At 35.4% G+C, this 25,675-nt stretch carries 6 protein-coding genes; 2 read left to right on the top strand and 4 right to left on the bottom strand.

Annotated features, from left to right (window positions below):
* Nucleotides 1-162: 162 nt before the first annotated feature.
* Nucleotides 163-1,500: an NAD(P)/FAD-dependent oxidoreductase gene (locus tag BC781_RS18270; protein ID WP_109620512.1), complete on the bottom strand. Its 1,338-nt coding sequence runs from the start codon at nt 1,498-1,500 to the stop codon at nt 163-165.
* A gap of 123 nt (nt 1,501-1,623) precedes the next feature.
* Between BC781_RS18270 and BC781_RS18265 the strand changes: the two genes are divergently transcribed.
* Both BC781_RS18265 and BC781_RS18260 read left to right on the top strand, forming a co-directional pair.
* On the top strand, nt 1,624-2,268 hold the full coding sequence (locus BC781_RS18265; protein WP_109620510.1) for a TIGR04282 family arsenosugar biosynthesis glycosyltransferase: 645 nt from the start codon (nt 1,624-1,626) through the stop codon (nt 2,266-2,268).
* 79 nt (nt 2,269-2,347) lie between these two features.
* Entirely contained in the window at nt 2,348-2,740 is a 393-nt protein-coding gene (locus BC781_RS18260; RefSeq protein WP_109620508.1) for a DoxX family protein, read from the top strand.
* A 73-nt stretch (nt 2,741-2,813) separates the two neighbouring features.
* Here the strand turns inward: BC781_RS18260 and BC781_RS18255 are convergent, their stop codons facing one another.
* From BC781_RS18255 to BC781_RS18245, 3 genes are all read right to left on the bottom strand, one after another.
* Nucleotides 2,814-3,446, bottom strand: coding sequence for a peroxiredoxin (locus BC781_RS18255; protein ID WP_109620506.1), 633 nt, complete (start codon nt 3,444-3,446; stop codon nt 2,814-2,816).
* 138 nt (nt 3,447-3,584) lie between these two features.
* Nucleotides 3,585-4,955, bottom strand: a complete 1,371-nt coding sequence (locus BC781_RS18250; RefSeq protein ID WP_109620504.1) for a WG repeat-containing protein — start codon at nt 4,953-4,955, stop codon at nt 3,585-3,587.
* Between the two features lie 165 nt (nt 4,956-5,120).
* The gene (locus tag BC781_RS18245) at nt 5,121-25,655 is read right to left on the bottom strand and encodes a PKD domain-containing protein (protein WP_109620502.1); all 20,535 of its coding nucleotides are present in this window, start codon (nt 25,653-25,655) and stop codon (nt 5,121-5,123) included.
* Between the last annotated feature and the right edge of the window lie 20 nt (nt 25,656-25,675).

Raw genomic sequence — 25,675 nt, 5'->3', positions numbered from 1 at the left:
ATTATGCATGCATACTATTTTCCAAATTTTGGGTAAGGTATTTTTATAAAAAGTAGATAAAACTTTAAATCTGTACCTTTTCTAGGTTCCTTAACTCTACTTTTATTAAATCAAAAGGATAAAAAAAGTGACTGGTAAATTCGATACCAGTCACTTTTATATTTATATAATTTCATCTAGATCATTTAATTTTTCGGATTGTTGCCGACTTGAATCTACACGTTTATGTTTTCTTATGATTAAGCGATTCCCTCTATCGTAATTGATATAATTCCACGTCCAGTTAATCAAAACTACAGCCTTGTTTCTCATTCCTACCAAAGACATGATATGTACAAACATCCACACAAACCATGCAAAAGCTCCTTGGTATTTCATTTTACCAATTTCTACTACAGCTCTATTTTTACCAATAGTAGCCATACTTCCTTTATCACGATATTTGAAAGGCTTTAGCTTACCGTCTTTATTAACTAGTTTTATAATATTTTTAGCCAATAAATTTCCTTGTTGTATAGCAACAGGTGCTACCATTGGATGTCCTCTTGGAAAATCTTTTTGAGGCATAAAAGCAATATCACCTATAGCAAATACATTTTCGAATTCTTCCAATTGATTGAATTCATTTACTTTGATTCGCTTAGAAGGTTGCATAGCATCATCTACACCCTTGATAGGGTTCCCTTCAACACCTGCAGACCATATTACATTCTTAGAAAGAATTTGACTTGATTTCTCTCCCTTAGTAACGACTACTTCACCGTCAAAATTGATAACAGCAGTATTTGTCCAGACATTTACACCTAATTCTTTCAGATAACCGATAGATTTCTCGGATGATTTTTTACTCAACGCTGGCAAAAGTCTCGAACTTGCTTCAATTAAATGAATTTGCATTCTTCTAACATCTAGCTCTGGGTAATCTAATGGTAAGATGTGATTTTTCAACTCTCCTAGAGCACCAGCTAACTCAACTCCCGTTGGTCCCCCACCTACAATCACGAAATTCATCAGTTTTTCACGTTCCTCCAAATTCTTAGTAAGCAGTGCTTGTTCAAAATTTTGAAGCATTGCACTTCTTAGATCAAGAGATTGAGCAACAGTTTTCATTGACATGCTATTTGCCTGTACATCATCTAATCCAAAAAAGTTTGTCCTAGAACCAGTAGCTACTACCAAGTAATCATAATCTAGCTCACCAATATCTGTTAAGATTTTGTTTTCTTCAGCGACTACTCTTTGTACAGTTCCCATTCTAAAAAATACATTTTTGTACTTTTTGAAAATTTTTCTCACCGGAAATGAAATCGCATCAGGTTCTAAACCTGCCGTAGCCACTTGATATAAAAGAGGTTGAAAGGTATGATAGTTATTTCGATCAAAAAGGACGATTTGAACGTCTTTATTTTTCAATCTTTTGATAAGCTGAATACCAGCAAAACCAGCGCCGATAATTACTATTCGAGGGACATTTAACTGAGGTACATCGATCTTTTCCATGAGCAATGTTAGTTTGATTTCTAAAAATTTAGCTACTGTGTTAAATTATATAAAAATTCAGACCTATTCCAGAGATAGCTGTAGAATAATACAACATTAATTTTGAGTACTTGTTTTTATTTTATGATCACTAACGAAAAAAAACAATCTGAGAATGCTTTAATCATTTTCGTAAAAGAACCAATCGAAAGAAAAGTCAAGACAAGGTTAGGTAAAACTATAGGTTATGACTTAGCTGTTGAGGTATATAAAGAACTTCTCAAAGATACACTAGAAGCTGTAAGAAACTTGGAAGCAGATATTTTCATTTACTATCAAGACCAGATTGTTTCTAACGATTTATGGGATCAAATTAATGTAAAAAAGCAACTTCAGCAGACTGGAGACCTAGGTGTAAAAATGATGACTGCCTTTCAAGAATGTTTAAATCTCGGATATAAAAAAGTAGGAATCATTGGTAGTGACTGTCCTGATATTACAGGTGAAATCTTAATTAATTCTTATAATTTTTTAGAAAAATCTGATGTAACTATTGGTCCTGCTGAAGATGGTGGTTACTACCTATTGGCATTAAAAGAAATACATCCTCAAATTTTTGAAGGAAAAAAATGGAGTACATCTAGTGTGTTTAAAGACACATTAAATGATTTTAAAGAACTAAACCTAACATTTTCAACCCTACCTCCCCTATCTGATCTAGACAATGAGAATGACCTCAATAAATTCCCTAAATACAAGCAATTGGTTAATTCATTAATTCAATCTTAAATAATAATACGCTATTTTATTTTACTTGTAATATAATTTTACTTAAATTTGTTTTACATGTAATTTAAATATCGATACTATGAAAGCTAAAAAAATAGGATACTACGTTTCTACAGGATTACTTACAGCTTTGATGTTGATGTCTGCAGGGATGTATATTTTCAACAATGCAGAAATAACAAAAGCATTTGAAAGCTTCGGCTTCCCTACATACATTATTTATCCTTTAGCTGCAGCTAAGATTCTAGGCTTAGTTGCTATTTGGACAAAATTGTCGACTACACTTAAAGAATGGGCTTATGCAGGCTTTTTCTTTAACTTCACTCTTGCCGCAGCAGCTCATATCATGATTGGTGATGGAGAACAAGGCGGAGCAATTGTAGCTTTAATTCTTTTATTCACTTCATATTTTTTGGATAGAGCAGTTTTCGGAAAAAGTGAAGTAAAAAAAGAATTAGAATCAGTGGCTTAAAATTCAGTTTACTGAAAAAGAAAAGGGATTGAAACTGTTGTTTCAATCCCTTTTTTAATCTTTTCGATTATGCTTAGTGATTTGATAAGTAATCAGCAACACCTTCTCTTGTAGGTTTCATTGCATCTTTACCTTCTTCCCAGTTTGCAGGACAAACATCACCGTGCTCTTCTACGAATTGAAGTGCTTCAACCATTCTTAGAGCCTCGTCAATGTTTCTACCTAATGGAAGGTCATTGATTACGAAATGACGAACCATACCTTTTTTGTCAATCAAGAAAGTTCCTCTGTAAGCAATTGGAGCAACACCTTCGAATTGGATTTGACCGTTCTCATCTTCAACGTAGTCACCTGCCAATACATCATATGCCATAGAGATAGTTTTAGCTGTATCTGCTACGATTGGGTATTTTACACCTTCGATTCCACCTTGGTTTTTAGGAGTCATCAACCATGCCAAGTGAGACTCTTCAGTGTCAGTAGAACAACCCACAACCTTTACACCTCTTTTCTCAAACTCTTCGATTTTCTCTTGGAAAGCAAGGATTTCAGTTGGACATACAAAAGTGAAATCTTTTGGGTAGAAGAAGAAAATCACTTCATTCTTTCCAATGTATTGCTCTAAAGAAAAATCTTCAACGATCTCGTCTCCATTAATTACTGCAGGAGCTGTAAACTTTGGTGCAGGTTTGTTAATCAATGACATAATTTTGAATAGTTTTAATTTTAAGTAATATGTAAGATAACTTTCAGCTTATAAAAGTAGAAAGCTTAAAAATTGTTTTGAAATAGTAGAAAAATTTTAGGTATTCAAATTATGATTTGAAATTAATTTGTCAAAACTCTAAAGGGAATGAATTTTATATACTTTCTTCTGCTTGTTCCGATCATAGAATTCTATGCCTTTAATTGTCTCTCCATCAAAGGCTAATTCATAATCCATAAATTGAGGCGTAAGTGTTTCGCTTATATTAAGATTAATTAGACCATACTTTTCAGATAGGTTATCTTTTTTTACAGTGATAAAAATATCATTTGTCACAGGAATGATTTCTTGATATTCTTCACTAGGTGGAATAATCTCTTTACCTGACTTATCTAGTACTCCATAAAACTCTATTTCCTTTTCTCTATCTACGTACCCCACTATATACTGCATCGATTCATTATAGATAAATACCTCAATCATGTTATACTTAAAAGGAATGATTTTTTTGCCTGTATTTTTCTCAATTAAGGCTACCTTTCCTTTACCTGTCCAATAATTTAAATGCCTTTGTTCGTCTATAATATGTCTTCGGTTCTCATCTGAGACCAACAAGTATTTTTTATCTGCTACGACTTCTTTTATATAACCATATTCCAATGGGATAACTTCCTTACCTTCAAAATCTATATACCCTTGTTTCCCTCCAATCCAACTATCTTCAAAATAATCATGCACTTTACCATAAGATTCTCTCACTAGAACTTCACATGCTGTACAAACTTTAATGATTGATTTTTCTGGAGAAATATATTCAGCCGAAGGTAAATGTCCTATCATATCATAAATAAGACCTGTCACATAATGACCATCACGATCAATTAATCCCCAATGCCCCTCTTTCCGATATGCATAAGGATAAAGATTAAAAAGCTCAATACTTTCATTTGCATTGGTTGAAGTAGCCCAACTCCAAGGTTCTTCTTCAAAAACTTTCCCATCTTTTCTAGCTAAAATCAATACAGGTTCCTCAAAAGATATTAAAGGAGCGTAATCTAGTTTTTGTTCTTCTTTTAAGAATCCTCCTTTGCAAACAATTGCAATCCCATCGTTATTATACTCAGAAATGTATTCAAAAAATGGTGGTGTGATCAGAATTCCTTCTTTATCTAAGAGTCCCCAAAGTCCACCCAATCCATATTCATCACAGCCTTTACAGACTTTAGCTACATCAAATTCATTAAACTTACTGATATAATCATACTTAGGTTTTACTATCGTTTTACCTTTTTCATCTACTAAACCCCATTTCCCATTTTTTACGACTCTCGCTACTCTTCCTTCAAATTCTAAAGCAATATCATATTTTGCCTTTTTGACAATTTCTTCAGTTTGTCGATGTAGGTATCCAAACTTTTTGTAGTCTTCAGTAAATACTTGTAAATGCTGTGCAAATAGACTGTGCACAGAAAAACTAAGTAAAAAGGAAAGTATTAGTTTCTGGGTCATAACTATAATTAGAGTAATGATTTGGGAGGAAATTAGTCAAAAGACATTTTGATATTATGATCTTTTGTTCAAATTCCCTCCCAATACATTACTTAAGAAAAAGTCTTTCCTAACTTAATCCTACTTATAGTTAAGTTACTTTAGATTAAGATAGAGTATGATCTTTTAACGTATTAAAGTTATCTGACCATATTCCGTCAACATTTTACCCCGTTCAAGTTCACTTTCATACATTATGATGTAATTGTAAGTACCTGCTGGCATTTCTTTACTTCCATTTTTTCCATCCCAAGCATTGCCTTCTTCATTGGCTTCTTCTGAGTTTTCATAATTCATAAAGAAGATTTCTTCACCCCATCTATTAAATATTTTTAAGGTGATATTTAATGCGTATGCTGTCTTTAAAATAAATACATCATTTAGCCCATCATTATTTGGAGTGAAGGCATTTGGTAAGTAAACCCTTGGTGGACAAATCTCTTGAACAGAAATCGTATCGGTCATCGTACAGAAAGTCGTATCTGATTCGTCTACAACCGTCACCGAATACGTACCCGAACCTCTTCTCTCAACAGTTCGTGTTGTTTCGCCTGTATCATGCCAATAGTATGTAAAGTCATCGCCCTCGGCTGCAGATAAAGTCATGACATCTCCAAATTCAAAACAGTAGACTGTATCTGCCTCAAGTGTTTTTGGTGGAGCTTGATTAAACTTCACATTGATATCTAAAGTATTCATACAAGATACTCCACTAGCATGTTCTACCATACTTTGTACCGTGTAGATTCCTGACTCTGTAACATCTATATATGGTGTAGTTGCTCCTGTAGACCATTCATAGGTTTGAACTAATCCATCATAGTTCATAATTCGAGCATCTAAGGTGACAACCTCACCCACACATGACCTGATTTTTGATTCTAATGGTACTCTAGGAATTACTGAAACTTTGACAGAGTCAGTAGAAATACAGCCATTTTCATCCGTTACCTCAACATAGTAATAGGTATCTTCTGTTGGTGAAACTACGATCTCCTCTCCTTCTTCTTCAGTACTCCAATGATATACCTCCCCTCCACTCACATTTAGATTGATTGCATCGCCTTCACAGATATACTTGTCTTCGGAAATTTGAACTACTGGAAGTGGATATACTTCATAATTCTTAGTTAATGAATCTCGACATCCTAATTCGGAAATGGCATAAAGAACTACTTCATAATTCCCTGCCTCTTCTAGATTTAAAACTGGTTCAGATTCATCAGTTGTGTAAACCAACATACTATCTTTTCTGACTTCCCAAGAATAGGTCAATGGTGTATTATTACTTATTGTAGAAGAATTAACTAATCTGCTTTCAACTCCTAAACAAGTGTTCTCGATACTAAATAAAGGTTCTGGCGTTGGATTAACATAGAATTGCTGTTTGAAAATATCAGAACTACAACCTGTCTCATTTTCTATTCTTAACCACACTTCTTGATCTCCTGCTTGATTGAATGTTGATTCAAAATATGGTTCAGTTGTTTCATTCCATACATTACCTAGATCAATACTCCAATAGAAACGATGTGGTTTATCATAAAGCAGACTTTCACTTGCATCAAATAAAACTGCTGTATCTTCACAGTTGTCTGTTATACTTAGGACTACTTCTGGAGTTTTTATGATATAGACTTCCACCTCTTTTTGTTCAATACAACTAGTATTTTCTTGGTGGGAAATACTCGCTATTAATGAGATTTTAATACTATCACTTTCTGAACTAAATGCATTTTCAGATACTGAAATTTGGTTACGAGAAAGATTAGATATAGAATTTATACTTCCACCTTTCACATCTACAATATCCCAATTAGCAATAAAGCCCGAAAGCGTATTGTCAATCATCGAAAGGGTGATTCCTTCGCCTTCACAGATAGAAGTTGTATCAGCCACTACAAATTCAGGAAGTCTATAGAAGACTACATCAGTTTCTAATGTTTGCTTACAGTTAGGACTAAAGTTATTCCATATCTCAAGTTGATACCTTGTGGTTAGCGTATATACATTATCTGGAAACTCAGGACTGGTCAGTAAAATATTTGAAGTTTCAGATAGCGTGTCTGAATATGAAATGATATGCTCTAAACCATCATTATCTTCAAATCCTTGTATTTGCGTCCAACGATAAGAGAAATTAGAAACCTCCTCCATTCCTAAAGGAACCAAGGTTATTGAATCACTATAACATATTTGATATTCATTATTTATGAAGGCATTAGGCTCTCTGATGAACGTTCGTGTATATACTGAATCAGTTACACACATCGCATTTCCATTTCTAGATACCATTAAGCTATAAGATGCTGTAATTTGCGCTGTTCCTGTTGGGAAACTATCGATATCTATTTGGATTGCATTATTTGCTAAACTAGTTTTAGAAACCCAATTTGTTTCAGTATTCAAATCTGTCGATTCTTCAACTTTAGTCCACTCAAAACTATAGTTTTCTGGCATGTTTTCACCAGGTGTAAATGAGTAACTTGTTTGCCCACAAATTGAATCTTCATCTTCAATAATCGATACAGCTCCTGCTCTTTGAATGGTGAAGGTAATTTGCTCTGATGCTTGACAAGAAGGTAAATATGAATTGAAAACTAATAATTCATAAGTAGCAGTAATCTCACTAATATTACTAGAAAGTTCATCATCAAAGCTTACGAATAATTGTTTCTCATTTAGGCCTTCTTCAAGAAGAGTTACATCATCTCCTTGATCAGTTCTAGCAACAACTTTACGCCATTGATAAGTGTAGCCTCGTACATCTTCGTCCTCTATTGGGAAAATTGGTACTGCTGCTACCGAGCAGAAGTTATTTTCAACTTCTATCAATTCCACTGTTGGAGTCCTTGCGAAAGAAACTGTGATTGTATCAGATGCCAAACAAGAAGTAGAATTTTCATTCAATACCTGTAATTCATAAGTACTTGTTACAATGGCTGCTCCCATCGGGAAAACCGGATTAGATAGGTCAATACTAGGTAAACTCAAATCCGTATTATTTAAGCTAGTTACACCTGCTGTGTCTGTACTCAAGTTGACTTGTACCCATTGATAATCGAAACCATTTAATACATCTTCATCAAGACCGAGAGTTATTTGATCATCCTCACAAACAATTCTCTCATCAGAATTTAAGGTAACAGAAGGTGTTCTGTTAAATTGGATAGAAATCTCTTCTATGTCAGAACATGTAGTTGATTCACTGTTCTGAACTTCAAGTCTGATGATCGCATCAATTACATGACTATTCGAATTGAACTGATTAACATTCACCGAGATACTTTCTGAACTTGTACTAGATAACTGAATTGTACCTCCACTTTGCGAGCTAATACTCCAAGAGTAATCGTAACCCATCATTACTTCTGAACCAAAAGGATTAATGATTTTTGTTTCCTCACAATCTCCTTCTACTACAGCAAAATTAATCTCTGGAGTTCTGTAGAATGTATAGGATACTGTCTCAGTATTACTACATGAATTGGAGTTCGTATTTTGAGTTGTGAGTGTCACCTCAAAATCTATTTTATGAGAAGCACTATCAAATGAAATTATATCTGCTTCAAATGACGTTCCTTGCCCTGTCGTATTAATTTGTCCTCCTACTATTTCATTTTCAGTCCAGTTATACGCAATTCCTTCAATCATATCACTTTGTGGAGTAAAAGTAATTTGATCATTACAATCAGCTGCACTTGCAATCACAATTTGAGCGCTTGGGTCTCTGAACAATCGAACTCTAATTGTATCTGAAGTAGTACACGATGTCGATTCTGAGTTTTCAACATCCAACCTCATAAGTACTTCTATCACTGAAGAGCTTGCCTCAAAATTATCAACAGTAATCTCTACTTCTTTAGTCATATCATTTGAGACACTTACACTTCCACCTTCTTCCTCCACTTTCACCCAAGTATAATTAAAACCTGAAATATCTTCTGAGCTAGAATTAATACTGATTTGATTCGAACAACTATCGCTACTCAGATATTCAGGTTCAAAAGCAATTGATGGTGTTCTATAAAATACGGAAGTATATTGTACTGAATCAACACATGAAAGACTATCAATACTATTGTTTGCTGTAGTCAGCGCAAATGTAATTTCAGCTTTGTGACTTCCCGTAGAAAAATCAGCTTCTGTAATGCCAAAGCTAAGATCCATCATATTTACTTGAGTAGAATCCAATGTAGGATTAATACTTAAGCCAGAACTACTTTGAATTGACCATGAATTCTCATACCCCGCAATGCTTTCATCTCCAAATGGTTTGATCAATGTTTGAAGTCCACAATCAGCAATTGTCTCACTCAAGTTTTCAAAGCTTGGTTTTCTGATCATGATCGCTGAATAATAAGCCCCTATTGAACAACTGTCATTTTCGAGGTTATGTGATTCGGCTCTCAAATCGATGTTCAAATAACTTGAACCGTATGGGAAACTAGGCTTATCTAACTGAATCGTTCTATCTTGAGAATCTAAAGTGTGATCAACTGTTCCTACCTCTGAAGTATTTGATAAAACCTGTTCTACATACCAGTCAAAACTATAGCGATCTACTCTACTTTCATTTACTCTAAGGCTTAAAACTTCATCAGAACATGATAAAGTATCAGCTACTGCTAAACTTATATCGGCAGCCCTATCAAATCTCAAACTGATTGTATCTGAGCTTATACACGTATTTGTAGATGTATTCTCGATTGAGACTCTATACACTGCTGTAAAACTTACAGCTGACATATCAATTGTAGAAGGTCTTGATACTTCTAAATACTTTCCTTGTAAATCGGATGTAACAGGAATAATACTATTACCTAGATCATCATAAGCTGTATCTAACTCCCACGTATAATTATAATCCTCTACAAAGTCGATATCAGGAGTAATTCTCATTGTTTCATCCAAACATGAAGGCGTGTATTCTACCATCAAGTTCACTTCTGGAGATCTTAAAATTGAGAATTGAAGCGTATCAAAAACTTGACACTGAGTATTCAAACTATTTTCAACACTTAGAACTAAAACAGCATCTAGTTCACTTACTTCTTGAGGGAAGCTATTGAAGACCAAGCCAAGTTGATAATCATTGAGGTCAGAAACTTGGTCAAAGCTATATGTATTTCCATTTTGATCGGTAAGACTCACAACGTCCCAAGTGTAATTATAGTTTTCGTTTTCATCTTCTACTGGCGACACCAAAATGTTATCAGAGGAACAATACTGATTGTTTTGGCTAAAAGATAAGGTCGGTGTTTTGTAGAAATAAATATCGATCACATCTGAAGCACTACAAGTAGTTGAAGAACTATTCTGTACAACTAACTCAAACTGTGCATGAATTTCAGTTTCATTACCATTGAACGATATCGCTTCAACTTCGAGTGTATGTGCTGTATTTAAATGATCCGTCACGATATTTCCTCCAGTAGTAGAAATATTCCTCCAAGTGTAAGTAAACCCTCCAACACTGTCTTCTTGAGGGAAAATTGAAATATGTGAAGAACATGAATCCCCTCCAATATATGCTGATGCTAACTCAACTTTTGGTTGTCTGTAGAAAATCAATTGAGCAGAGTCCAAATCACTACAAGTTGAACTAAAACTATTCTCAACATTCAACATCACATCCATTGAAACCCAAGAGGCACTCGCAGGGAAACCAGCACTATCCACTAGAATATCTAAGTTATACTGATTCAAGTCTGAATTTTCAATAGAAATACTTGAATTCTCTCCATCCGAATTAAGAGACTGAATAGACCAAGCGTAGTTGAAATCAGGAATAGAATCCTCCACAGCACTGATTGAAAGCATATTCATACAACTGGTCAAACTATCAAAAGCCAATGTTGCCTTCGGTGTACGATAGAATGTAAGCGTTGAATCTTGAATATCTTCACAATCTGGAGAATCATTATTTTCTACTGTCAACCTAAAATCTAGGTCAATTTTAGCATTCAATGAATCATAGTAGTTTACTATAAATCTAACATCTTGAGCTGCCGAATTATCGATTGAAACTTGTCCACCATCATCATCTAAAATATCCCATTCGTAATCGAATCCAGCAATCAATTCCGATCCGAACGATGTGATTACAGCATTTTCATCACAATCGGCTTTTGTGATATCGAAATTGATAGAAGGGACTCTATGAATTCTAATATCAACTTCACTACTATCTTGACATGCTGTTACTTCATTTTCAGATACCACTTTAAAACGAGCATCTATAAAGTGGTTACCATTATCAAATGATGGACTGCTTACTTCCAAACTATCATAGCTTGTATTCCCTAATTGTAGACTACCACCACTTATACTTTCCAAGTTCCACTGGTATTCAAAACCAACTACGTTTTCAGTATTTGAGGTTAGAACAACAGCTTGTTCACAGGTTTGAAGATCAGATTGCGCTAAAATATCTGGTGTTCTGTAGAAGAAAACATCTATCGTATCTCTAGCACTACAGGTCAAATCTGATTCATTTCGCACCATTAATTCATATCTGGCACGCACTACAGAACTCCCTACATTGAACGTATTTACATCTACACCTAATTGATATACATCAAGATTAGTAAACTCACTTACACTTCCACCTTCTTCTTCTATTTTACTCCATGAATATTCAAAATTAGAAATCTCAATTTCTTGTGGACGAATATTAATCTGATCGGAACAGCTATCATTACCTACATAACTTGAGACCAAATCAACTTCAGGAATTCTATAGAAAGTTAGGATTACAGAATCAGTACTACTACAATTACTACTTTCTGTGTTTTCCACATTTAGGAATGCAGCAAAGGCAGCTGTTGTCGTTTGCCCTGTAAAGTCACTATTCTGAATAATAAAACTCTGGTTATATGCATTTGTGGCAGCTTGCATTGATACTGCCGGAGCTGTCCCTGTATCAACCCTAACATCCGATCTTGACCATTGATAAATAAATCCTGAATTTTCACTTTCGATAGGTCTTAACGCTAATTCATTACCTGCACAAGTATCTCTTTGTACAGCAAGAATCTGAGCCGAAGGTGAACGATGGAATATAACCTCAATCGTATCCAAATCAGCACAGGTCATTTGATTAGCATTACGAACCTGTACTTCTAGGTTTGTAATGATTTTATGAGAAAGAGAATCAAAATTTGTAACACTTAGATCAATATCTTCTAAAGTACTATCATTTATAGCTACAGAACCACCTACGCTATTCAAGACTCTCCACTGATAAGTATATCCCGAAATATTTTCAGATTGAATTGCATCAATTTCTGCTAACAGATCACAAGAATCTAGATTCAAAGCAAAATCAATTTCTGGGATTCTAAAAATCGACTCGCTAACCAAGGTATCTACCCAACAATTGGTAGATAGCGCATTTTCTACTCTTAAATTATATGTCAAATCGATTTGCGAACTACCATTATCAAATGTGAGCGTTTCAATATTCAAACTATCGCTCGTCAAAGCAGAGGTTTGATATGTTCCTCCTGTAGACGTTTGCAATGTCCAAGTATAATTGAAATCGGATATGCTTTCAGAGTTAGCAAATAGGTCTATTTCATCATCACAATCATCTCCAATTTTAGAATAAACTACCTCTGGAGTTCTATATAAATTCACAGAAATCGTATCACGATCAGCACATAAAGTATCAGCACTATTTTGAACTAATATTTCAAATTGTGCAGTGATTTGAGCACTTCCATTATCAAAAGACGAAGACGTAACTTCTAATTCGTAACCACTCAAAAGAGTATCTAAACTAATTGTACCACCATTTACTGAAAGGGTTCTCCATTTATAGTTGAAACCTGTCACCTGTGCTTCAGTTGGAGCTAGTAATAAACTATTACTACAACTATCATTTGCAGTTCTTGTAAATGCTAAATCGGCATTAGGGGTACGGTAAAAGTTCACTGAGACAGTATCTGAATCAGTGCAACTTCCTGACTCAGAATTTTCAATATGAAGTACATAAGTCACACTCACTGTAGAAGTCGTAACTGGAAAATCTACATTAGTCATATTTAAAGAAAGCTCGTAGTTAGAGGTATCACTTACTGAACTTAAAGCAGTCAAACTACCTGCATCTGTGTTCATTGCGATTTCCTCCCAACGATAATTAAATCCACCTACAGAATCTTCTACGGCACTTAAACTAATTACGTTATCTGCACAATTCGAATAAGTAGAATTAGCTATCTCAGCTTCTGGGATTCTATAGAATACAACTGTAGTATCCGATACCTCATCACAAAGTGCTAAATCTGGATTTGACACCCTTACTTCATAATCTGCCTCTAGCTTATGAGCTGTATTATCAAAACGATCTAGCATCACATTGAGGTTTGCTGAAGTTGTATCTGTATTAGTTACCGCTCCTCCTGTTTCTGTCAGTTTTGTCCAAGTATATTCAAAGCCAGTAATTCCTTCAGCGTTGATTGCATTTAAGGATATATCATCCTCACAGTTATGTGCTGACACAAATAAATCTATGTGCGGAGCTCGTTCTATGATATAGGTGATTGTATCTGTTTCTGAGCATGTGGTTGAATTATTATTTACAACTAAGACACTGTAAGTAAGCTCTATCTGATGACTTCCGCTATCAAAGCTTGAAGCTAATACTTCAAAATTCCAATCAGAACTATCGCCTAATGCGGTCACTGTACCACCTGTTACACTTTCTTGTTTCCAATAGTAATTAAAGTTACCTATTGAATCCTCATCCAAAGTAAATTCAACGCCTTCAGTACAAGAGACCATTGGTGTTGCTTTGGCTTCAACTTTTGGGATTCTGTAGTAAGTCAAGACTGCAGAATCTGTATCCAAACAGCTTGTTAAAGAGGTATTCTGAACATCTAATCCAACTTTTGCATATGCTACGGTTGCTTGACCAGAGAATGTCGCATTTACAAAACTTGATGAGAATTGATAGCTGTTCAATCCATTATGTTGAATAGCCAAATTATCTCCTTGATCACTTACTACTGTGCCTACTGACCAAATATAAATCAGACTATCATTTGCTAGTTCTGTTGGCGAAACTTGAATTTGTCCATCTGAACAAGCAAACAAACTATCTGCACTGATAGAAGCATCTGGTGTTCTATAGAATTTGAAAGTCAATGTATCAAGATCGATACAACTTGGATTATCTGTATTGGTAATTGATAAGGCTACAGAAACATCAATATCAAAGGACAATGAATCAAAGGATTGCACCCTAATATCAGTTACTTCACCTGTTGGATTTGTGATTTGAACACTACCTCCTTCATCATCAATTAACGTCCATAAATAAGTATATCCACTAACTGTTTCTCCGCCTATCGCATCTACTTGAGATGATTGGGCACAATCCAATAAATCTAATTGAATATTTGCAACTGGTGTACGGTGAATTCTCACCATCGTTGATGTGGTATCTTGACATGACGTTGAGTTCGCATTTTCTACATCCAATTCAACTGACACGTCGATAAACGAGCTACCATTTGCAAATGAATCCACTGAAACAGCTAAACTATCATCAAGATAGTTAGTATAACTTACACTTCCACCTAAGACATTTATCACATCCCACTCATAATTAAATCCACCAACTGACTCTTCAGTGATATTCAATACAAAGTGTTCAGAACAAGCTGACTGATCTAAATTTAAAACCAAATCAGGTGTTCGATAGAAAATAACCGATAGGGTATCTCTTTGAGTACAATTTGTGGTAAATGAATTACCCACTATTAGTTCTACTTCTACTTCCACCTCAGAACTACCTATAGCAAATGAATCCAAAGCAACATCTAGATTATAATCTGTAAGGTTATTGACCACGCTTACAGCTCCACCTGTGGTATCTAGTACTGTCCACTGATAATTGAAACCGTTTACTTGAGCTTCATCGGCTTGGAATGTCGCCATAGACGCACAGCTATCATTTCCTGCTCTTGTTACCGTAAGATCAAAGTCTGGGATTCGGTAATAAACAAAATTGATAGTATCTAAGTTTGCACAACTAGTAGATTCAGCGTTTTCTACACTCAACTCATAACCGAAAATCATACGAGCCGCGTCAGAAGGGAAATCTACATTTGCAAAAGTAGTTTGAAGCTCATAATCAGATAATGAATTCTGATTGATTTGCTGAGAAACAACAGACTGATCCGATTGAATTGATATTTGCCTCCAAGTGTAATCAAATCCTCCTATTGAGTCTTCTTGAACACTCGCTACTAACGAACTATCTGCACAACTAAATAAACTATCTGTAGCAAAAACTACACTTGGTGTTCTATAGAATACAACTGTAGTATCATGAGCAATTGAACAACTATTTTGATCAGGATTTTCTATATCTAAATGATAGTCTACAGTTACTTTATGCGAAAGTGAATCAAAATTAGAGAGATTGAGATTCAAAATTTGACTTGTTGAATCAGCAGTTGAAACTTGTCCTCCAATAGTATTTGTTTTTGACCAAGTAAAATTATAACCCGAAATAACTTCATTGGATATTGGATTTAAAGCTGCTGTATCTGAACAACTGTCTTGAGCAATGTTGTAGAAAAGTTGAGGTGTTCTATAAAATCTAACGGCATAATTCTCTGTAATTGGACATGCATTTACAGAATCATGCATCACATCCAATTGATAAACTACATCTACAAATGTACTCGCTGAATCAAAAGAAGTCACATTCACAACTAGACTATCTTTGTCGGTTACTCCCATCGAAACAGAACCACCATTGACAGATGTTTGAGACCAAGTATAATTAAAACCTGAAACTTCTTCAGGTGTTGAATGTAAAGTAAACTCAGATGTACAGGCAAGAGAATCTACTGTTGCAACTATAAAAGGAGGTCTATAGAATACAATATCAATCGTATCTTTTACAGTACAACTCCCACTCAGGCTATTGGTGATTTCAACCTCTATTGAAGCTTCTATAATAGATTCTCCAGTATTGTAAGAGTCTACAGAGACTTCTAATTCATAATCATCATTTATCCAAAGTGTATCTACACTTCCACTATCTACTTCTACAATACTCCATGAGTAAATAAATCCACTAACCTTATTTTCCATCGGAGTAATCGTCAACTCCTGTGCACATGAATCTGAATTATCCCATGCAAATGACAAACCTGTTTCTGGTATTCTATAAAATCTAGCATTTACAGTATCGACAGATACACAACTATCTGATAAGCTATTTTGAATGTTAATCTCATAAAGTCCTTCAACGAATAATTCTTCTCCACTAAAAAGATTATTGTCATAAGATAAATCCAACTCATATGAATTCCGATTACTCTCGTAAATAGTCGTTTTAGGTTGATTAAGATTGTCTTCCAATTGGATTCTTGACCAATCATACACAAATCCACTATTATCACTTTCATCAGCAGAGAATGAAAGTGTATCACTAGCACAAGTATTCTGATTATCAGCGCTAGTAAAAGCATTCGGGATTCGTTTTAGCACGACAGATGTATCTTGAATATTTGTACAACCAGATGCTATATTTTCAACTTCAAGACTTAAGAAAACTTCTATTGAATGCGAAAGACTATCATATAAATTTGGCGAAACACTTAAATTTTGAAGAGACAAATCTGAATTCTGAACACTACCGCCTCTCAAACTGTCAATACTCCACTGATAATCAAAACCTGCAATCGTTTCGTCACCAAATGATTTAAAAACTATCTGCCCATCACAAGAATCTCTTTCAATAGTTAGGTCAATTAAAGGCGGTCGGTAAAAAGTATAGCTTAATGTATCATAGTCATCACAATCATTGGCTACTAGCGTATTGATAATTGCAACTTCATATGTAACATCAATCTGTGTACTTCCATCAGAATAATCATCTACCATTACTTGAAGCTCCCTAGTAGAATCTCCCATGATATTAACCGTACCACCCGATAAAGCTAACTGATTCCATACATAATCAGCATTCATTAAAGTTTCATTCGCAGATGTAAACATCACATCTTGATCACAAGTACTACCTGTGGTCATCACCATAGTCTCTGGTGTTCTATAAAAACGAATATCTACAGTCGAACTATCTACACAGCTTACAGACTCCGAATTCCAAACTTTTAATTTGAAGGTTGCTTCAATATCTACTTCTCCCATTGCAAAAGAATCTACTTCAATCAATAGTTCTCTAGCACTCAAGTCTGAAGGAAGCGTGATATGACCTCTATTTTCTGATACTAATGACCATTCATAAATAAAGCCTTTTACTGTGTCTTCCAAAGGGAAAAGGGTTGCTATCTGAGCACAGGTATCGTTGGCTACTTTCTGATAAGTAAGGTCAACAATTGGTGTACGATAAAACTTTACTAAGGTATCTTTGGTAACCAAACAACTTGAATCACTTACATCTACAGGATGAGCAACACTTAATCTAAAATCTAAATCAATGACTGAAGTATCAGAAATGAAATCTGAATTCGAAATACTAAAGTTCAGATTTTGAAGTGTATCATTCCCTGCCGTGATAGATGGCGTACCATCAAAACCATCGAAACTTGTAATTTGCCATAAATAACTAAAGCCATTTACAAGTTCAGCTCCAAGTGGTGCAATATTTATTTCATCACCACAAGCTGTTAGATCATCTGTAAAATCAATCTCAGGCGTACGATAGAAATACACATCATAGATTTTTGAATCTTGACAAGAAGTCCTAAATGTATTTTCTATCTCAGAACGAACTTGAAGGAATATCTCAGATTCTCCATTCGCAAAAATGGTATTACTGATTGATAAATTGACATTTTGATTATTTAGCTGAGTCGCTAAACCAGATTGAATTAAAAAGTCTGCTTCAGAAATACTCGCTCCAGTTAAACTTCCATCAACAATAGACCATTGGTAATTAAACCCTGCTCCATGAGCAATTGTGATGGAATCTCCTAAAGGTTTAATATCTACTTCAAGATCACAGAAGTTAGCTCTAGTAATTGAATCATTTAGGTATACTGGAGTTCTATAAAAAGTCATAGAGGTATCTAGAACTGCTATACAATTCAACGAGTCTTGAACATTGGCCATCGTCAACTCATAAGTCAAAACCACCCTAGTTTCATTTTGCCCGAAAATGTTGCTAGGGAGAGCAAAACCTACGTTGGCATTCTGATCTTCATTTGTAGGGTCTGCTACTAAAGCATCTAAAGGAGTATTTCCATCTGTTCCGGTCACATTTGTTGCAACCCAAGAATAGTTAAAAACTCCAGTATTTATATCCGACTGTCCCAATGGGAAAGCAGTAAAATCATTGGAACACGAATCTCCATTGTAGACTATTTCATAATCATCAAAATAAGGCGTTCTCAAAAGATCAACATCAAAGGTTCTGGTAGATGTTGTACCATATCTACTTGTTACTCTAAGAGTTGCCGTAAAAGTTGTATCGTTTAAATTATCAGGTGTTGCATAATAATGAGTTGGACTTTCTCCTAAATTCATTTGCCAGCCAGTACCGTCACCAAAATCCCAATCAAATTGGTTATCTGTTCTATTTTCTAATGAATCAATCGCATAATCAACCAATACACTAAACTGAGTAGAATCTCCGATACAAACATTTGTAATTTGAACAGGGTCAATAATTGGCTCAGGAGCAAGATAAATTCTTGTTTGTACAGAATCTTGACAAGCTCTATCGTCAATTGCAGTAAGCGAAATTACAGTCTCTCCGTATTGATTTATGTAATTACTAGTGACTGTAGCTAATGGCGTTTGAGCAAACAGATTATTCCCATCACCAAAGTCCCAATTAATTGCATTAATATTTATTCCTGGAGCCTGATGAGTAGATTGATCTTCAAACTGAACAGTCGCTTGATCATTAACCAACCTATACACTTTCTGCCCTGTACCTACTCTTAATGTATCTTCGGTTGTTACTACATTTAATGCAGGGTCTGGATTGACATAGAATGTGAGTGAAAGTGTATCTTGAGTAAAACAAGTTGGGTTTGCAAGATTGCTGACCTTCAAATTAAGCTGTACTGTTGTAAGTGAGCTATTTGCTAAAAATGTAGGATTACTAATTGTTGGTTCATAGATAGAAGTATCACTGATACTTATTGTCTCTCCTGCCCCATCAGTTGGGGAAGAAAAAATGTCAGTAACTGTCCATTCATACACAAACCCATTTACTGTAGCTTCACTTGGTGAAACATCTATCGAACCATCTTCGCAAAGTGGTGATCTACTGATATGATTAAGATCTGTAATAGGTGTTCTATAAAACTCTACTGTTATTTCAGAAGAGTCTGCACAAGTCATACTTTCTTTGTGTACTGCAACTAGCTTGCATCTTACTTGAACAATTGAAGATAAAGAATCAAAATTATCTACTTGAATAGTCAAGTCTTGGTCTGTCAAATTATTCTGAACACTGACCGTACCTCCTACAGCTGAGACCAAAGACCAAGTATAGTCATAGTCTATTGCTTCATTTCCAAAAGGTTTTAATTCAGCTTCCAAACTACAACTTCCACCAGCTTTCATTTCGGTGAGATTGATATCTGGTTTTCTGTAAATTGTATAATCATAAGTTTCAGAATCAGTACAAGTTGGAGAAAGACTATTTGTTGAAAGAAGTGTTAGGCTACCTGTAATTTTTGTACTACTGTTATCAAATGCGGTAGGTTCAATCTCTAGGTTCTGAACATTCAAATCTAAATAATCCACTGCACCTCCAGTTGGCGCAGTTGTTTCTGACCATACATTTGTGAAATCAACAATATTTTCTGTATCAAATGGTGTAAACTGTAAGGTGTCATTCACAAGAGCACAGAACAATGAGTCTTGATTTGTAATTTCTGGTGTACGGAAAAAGTGTACTGTTACTGAATCTCTATCATCACAACCCGTATTTATTCCTTTAAAACTTCCATCATTTCTTACCCTAAGAGCATATCGCATTTGAGCATGTGCACTATCTGGGTCAAAACTCGTTACCTCAGTATAATAATCCTGATTATTGGAAGATCCAGATGTAACTACTCCTCCTGACATACTACCAGGTACATTACTCCATTGATAGGTATAGCCATTAACGACTTCTGTACCAAGCGGCATGATGGTATAAGATGTATCACAGTCAGAAACCCCAATTGAGTCCGCAAATAAAATATCTGGATCTCTATAAATATATACTGAATCACTTAAGGTTATTGTACAATTAGAATTTTCAGAGGTATCAATTACCACCAAATCAAAACCTACTTCAAGAAATCTTGAACCCGAATCGTAGCTAACCGCATTTACATCAAAAGAGTGTGTGTTGAAAGTATTTCCTACACTGACATTTGCTGCTCCTCCATTAACTTGTTGAATTGTCCACAAATAATCAAAATTTGCATTCAAAGCACTTCCTGCTCTTGGTGAGATTGTCCCACTCCCTTCACAAATAATTTTTCTAAAATCACTTCCTTCAGTAAAATTCGATTCGATAGCTAAGTTTGGAAATTCATGTACTTCAACATCTTTTTGTAAAATAGTCGCACAATTTCTTTCCGTTACGGCAGTTAAAGATATCGTATAAGTACCTGCTGCTGTGTATTGATGTGTGAATGGATTTCTATTGGTTACAACAGAAGTATTTCCATCTCCAAAATCCCATTCAAATCTCACAATTTCATTCGTACTCGCAGTTAATGGCGGAATAAAACTTGAAAGGTTAGAATTATCAATTGTGGTGTTATTCGTGATTAAAAAGTCTTCACCCACACAGGCTTCTAATGGTAAATTGTCAGCTTGTCTCTCAGCTACAAAATCCATTACAGGAAGATTAAAAAAGTAAACAGGGATGTTTGTCAACGAATAAGTATGCGTACAATTCTTATTTGTAGTAACCCGAAGACTAACATTGTATTGCTGATCTAATGACTTCCCTGCTGCTTGGTAATCATAAGTAATTGTTGAGGCGAAAGTGGTGTAGGTCGTATCATAAGTACCATCATTATCAAAATCCCATTCCCATGTATCAATTTCATCGCTATCTATATCCGTTACCGATGAAAGATCTGTAAACTGAATGCCATAACTGCCACACACATTCTGATATGTAAAATCAGCCACAGGTATAGGAGTCACTACCAATTGATCTTGGAAAATATGCTGACATCCTTCATCTGAGGTCACTCGAAGTCCTACCATATAAAAACCAGCTGCTCCAAAGTTATTATTTACAGAGACTCCTGTTGCATCATCGTAAGCACCATCATTATCTAAATCCCACTCATAAGTAGCTATTGAAGTTCCTGTAAAAGGCGCAAAGTTGGTCCCCGAAGCATCTAAGTTTAAAACCGTTCCTTCACAACGGTTTGTGATAGCATTTGTAACTTGGAAGAAAGCTACAGGGTTAGGATCATAGTCAACATTAAAGCTTTGTACTTGCTCACAAACTACCTCACCTGTAATATTGTTAGTTGCATCATTTTTATCTGTATAGTCCGCTTCTATCCACACTCGAACAGAGTAGACTTTTGGTGTATCATCAGGATCTACAATCCAAGGGTTTGTTGCTGCGGTTGCAGCATCACCAAAATTAATTGTAACAGTAGGTAAATCCCCACCATCAGCACTTGAAACAGCCGTTCCATTCACTGACCATTGGTAGTGAAGTGTGGAGTTATAAGTATAATCTGCACTATCAATATTTACAGTAGAAAAATTTGTATCTGTGATATCTAGACTGAATTGCCCTTCTGATGTACATCGGGTTACATCAGAAACGGTAAACTCTGGACAATCCAAAACTGTTAGACTGCCCGAATAATCAGCAGGATAATCACAACCATTTTCATCTCTGAAAGTTAGCGACGGCGTATATACTACTTGGTTATTTCCTGCTGGTACGATGTATTTAAATGTCTGAACTGAATCTGTTCCTAACTGTCCATCTCCTGATGCCCAAACATATTGCGTTTGTGTGATATCAGTATTAGGATCATCGATTGGGAAAGCTGTTAAGTTTACAGCTAAAGAATCCAAGGTGTTTACATCATAAAATTCATACCCAATATATCTATCAAACTCAAAACTCCCTTGTGTTCCTCCTACAGTAATTGTAAGAAAATTAGACCAATCTGAGATACAAATTGTTCCATCATCTAATTGATCTCGCACCCTTAATCTAGCTTGGTATGTTCCTGGTCTAGCATAATAATGTGCAACTGATCCATTTCCAGAATTCACAAAAATACCATCTCCAAAGTCCCATTCCCATAAATATGGATCTATAGATTTAAGACCGCCAAATCCATCAGGTACTTCTCTTCTTAAGGTATTTCCTGTTAAGTCGTTCGCTAAATCTGTGAAGTTCACAAAATCAGGACACATCAAAACATTATTATCAACAGTAAAATCTGGTTCTGTGACTTGAATGGCAGGAACAGTAAATGAAACAGTATCTTGGTCAGAGCAACCATTTTCATCAGTGACTACCAAGATAAAATCATACATTCCATCACTTAAGACAAATTCAAAAGGTGCAAAATTATTTCCAACAGCTGCAGCTACTGGAGTTGATGTGCCTGTACCCGTATCGTACATATACCAATCGAAGGTTGCTGTAAATGGATTGTATAAATCATCCATTGATAGTGAAATATCGATTTCTGTAGTAATATCATCACAGCCATATTCAAAGGTCACATAATCTGCATCATTCCCTGTAAACTCTACATTTGGTTTTGTAATTATAATTTGTTCAGTCCTTGAGTATGTACAAATGCCATTATCAACGGCTAGTGTTACATCATAAGTGTCGGATTGTGGCATCTTTGAACTGTTAAATACATAATTATCCACTGAGGAAATCGGAGTGCCCGTACCAGTTTGTACAGTATCTGTATCTACAATCCAATACCAATTTATACTTGATGAAGAGGTTACAAAGTTTGTTAAATCAAAATCAACATCTGCTCCCACACATGCTGCTGTAGGTACATCCAAATCAAAACTAACACCATCTACTCTTACTGAAGGAAGTGTTATTGTGTAAGAACAGCCATTTGCCAAAATCATATCAAGTGTTCCTGTATAATTCCCAGGAACAGTAAAGTTGATTGTTGGGGTGGAGAAAAAGTCTGTAATCGTTACTGGAGTTGCTTGGTCTCCTTGAATTGACCAAGTGTAAGACACTGCATTCGTTACTGAAGGTGTATAAATCACCCCCTCTCCAACACATACAGAATCATCCGAGACACTCACTGATAAGGTTGGTATTGCAGGTGGCATAGTCGCTTGAAAACTTTGCGTAACCTCACAAAATGGTGGCGGTGTAACTGTTGGGACTGATGTTGTATCTATAATAGTTAAGTCCACATCAATAACTGTACTTGCTGGTATATCCCCCTGAGGTAAGCTTCCAAAAATTGGAAAGTCTCCATTTTCCGTTGGGTCTTCTGTTAGGTTCGAGGTTGTTGTCGAGTATGTTGAAATACTTCCGCCATCATTGAAAGTAAAATCCCACATGTACATTCCATTAGATGGCATGCCAGTTGAAATATTATCTACCTCTATGCTTGTAGGATTACATGCATCGGTTGTAAAACTCATGATCGGATTTGGTCCTACAATTGTTAAAATACCCACTTCAACTAATGCTGTAGAATAACAACCATTGGTATAAGACCTCAAGGCAACATCTATAGTTGTTCCATCAGCGAGTCCATTGTATATCGTTGTGAAATTTCCATTTGGGTCTGTAGAAGCTACATAATTACCGTCATTTAAAACACTCCACTCATACGTTACAGGCATGGTGTATCCAGCTGGAACAGTTGAAGTATTTGTAAATGTGACCATACTGTTATTACAAATATTCGGCTCAGGGTAAGCTGTAAAACTTAAGGTTGGCTCCACACCTACATTGATTGGAAAGGCTGATGAAGTAACTTGACAAGGTGCATTCATTCCTACTGAATCTGAAATCACAGTAACGAAGGCCTCATACTCACCCCATGCTAATCCAGCAAAATTAAGATTGTCAACTGTTGTGGTGTCAGAATAAATAACAGTTGAAGTATTTAAATCCACGATTTGCCATTCATAAGAAGCAATTGAAATTCCTGTGGGAAGCGCTCCCCCATTCCATCCAACAGTAGCATTTAATGTTCCTCCAAAAGGCTCACATCCTTCATCATCACCAGAAATGCTCACATCTAAATCTGCTGTTTCTACATCTATTTCATCAAGAACACAATTAGTTGCGGGATCTCCAGAATCAAAAACAATTTGAATGGTCGACATTCCACTATTCGATAACGTCAACTGCACAGAATCTTGATTATGAAACTGCTCTGTTGTTTCTCCTTGAATTCTCCAGAAAAAGTTGTTAAGATTTGTCGTATTTACAATCTCGACATTTACCAAATAAGGGTTAGAACAGAAATTTAGGTCATTCGTTACAATCTCAATTTCTGCAGTTGGTACGGGTGGTATCGTTACATTTTCAGAATAAATACATGAATTATCATCTACTCCAAGCACTGAAATACTAACCGTTCTTGTGATTGTACCTAATGTTGAATTGCTAAAGTCATGTACAACATTATCCCCAATATTAGCTACTAGACTATCCCCATCTCCAAAATCCCATAATATTTGGTATCCAGCAAAAGTTGTTTCATCCAATAAAGGATCAAACGTAATTTCATAACTATTACAATTGGTCGATGGTAGTGTAAAATCAAAACCATCCGTAATCGTATAATGATTTAAAGCTAAAGAGTTTGTAGTACTTCCTTCACAATTTTGAATCCTACCTACTACCGATGGCGTAAAACTTAAACCATCTGCTATATTATAAGTATGGCTTACAGTATCACCAGAGGCTGTATTTCCATCTCCAAAATCCCACGTATATGTGACACTATCATTACTGATAAGCATTCCATTTTCATTTCTAGCTTCTCCAATAAAGTCTACTGTCACAGTATTCCCACAAAACAGCTCTTGCGAAATAGACATACTTACATCAAAATCATCTAAGATAGTGATATAGCCCGTTCTACTTACAATAAAATCACAACCATCTTGAGTAATTACACGCATGTCTACATCATAAACACCAGAATTATTCAGCGTCACAGAAACAGGTGCTCCAGCTAGACTCGTATCTCCTTGAAAAGTCTGATTGTCTATTAAGTAAGTTACTTCATCAAAAAGATAAGTAGTGTCATCTACAACCAATTGGACTGTTGTACCGACACAACCCGATGTCACATCCGCTTCAAGCGATACATTAGGAACATCAAAAACTTCAATGAAATTAGTAGCGGTAATAGTTGTAGGTGTACCGTTATAATCAAAGTTTGCTGTCACAGTAAAAATACCAGTAGCATTATACTGATCGAAAGGACTTGCAAGTGTTGAGCTATTCCCGTTACCCAAATTCCATGAGTAATTCGTTACTGTACCTCCTTCAGGGTCAATACTGAATTGTATTGCAACTCCCTCACAACCACTTATGGAGTTTGATCCATTGTAAGTAGTTTGAGTCCCAGAAATATCAGCTACTAATCTCTGGGCAAACGACTCATTGTGGTTTGCAAAAAGGAGAAGAATGAAGAAAATATATAAAAAGTTTTTTTTCATAGCATTACTGCGTTTAGTGA

Origin of the sequence: Sediminitomix flava, assembly GCF_003149185.1 — a bacterium.
Taxonomy (GTDB): Bacteria; Bacteroidota; Bacteroidia; order Cytophagales; family Flammeovirgaceae; genus Sediminitomix; species Sediminitomix flava.
The sequence above is the reverse complement of the archived record's forward strand: the minus strand, read 5'-3'. Positions and strand labels throughout refer to the sequence as shown.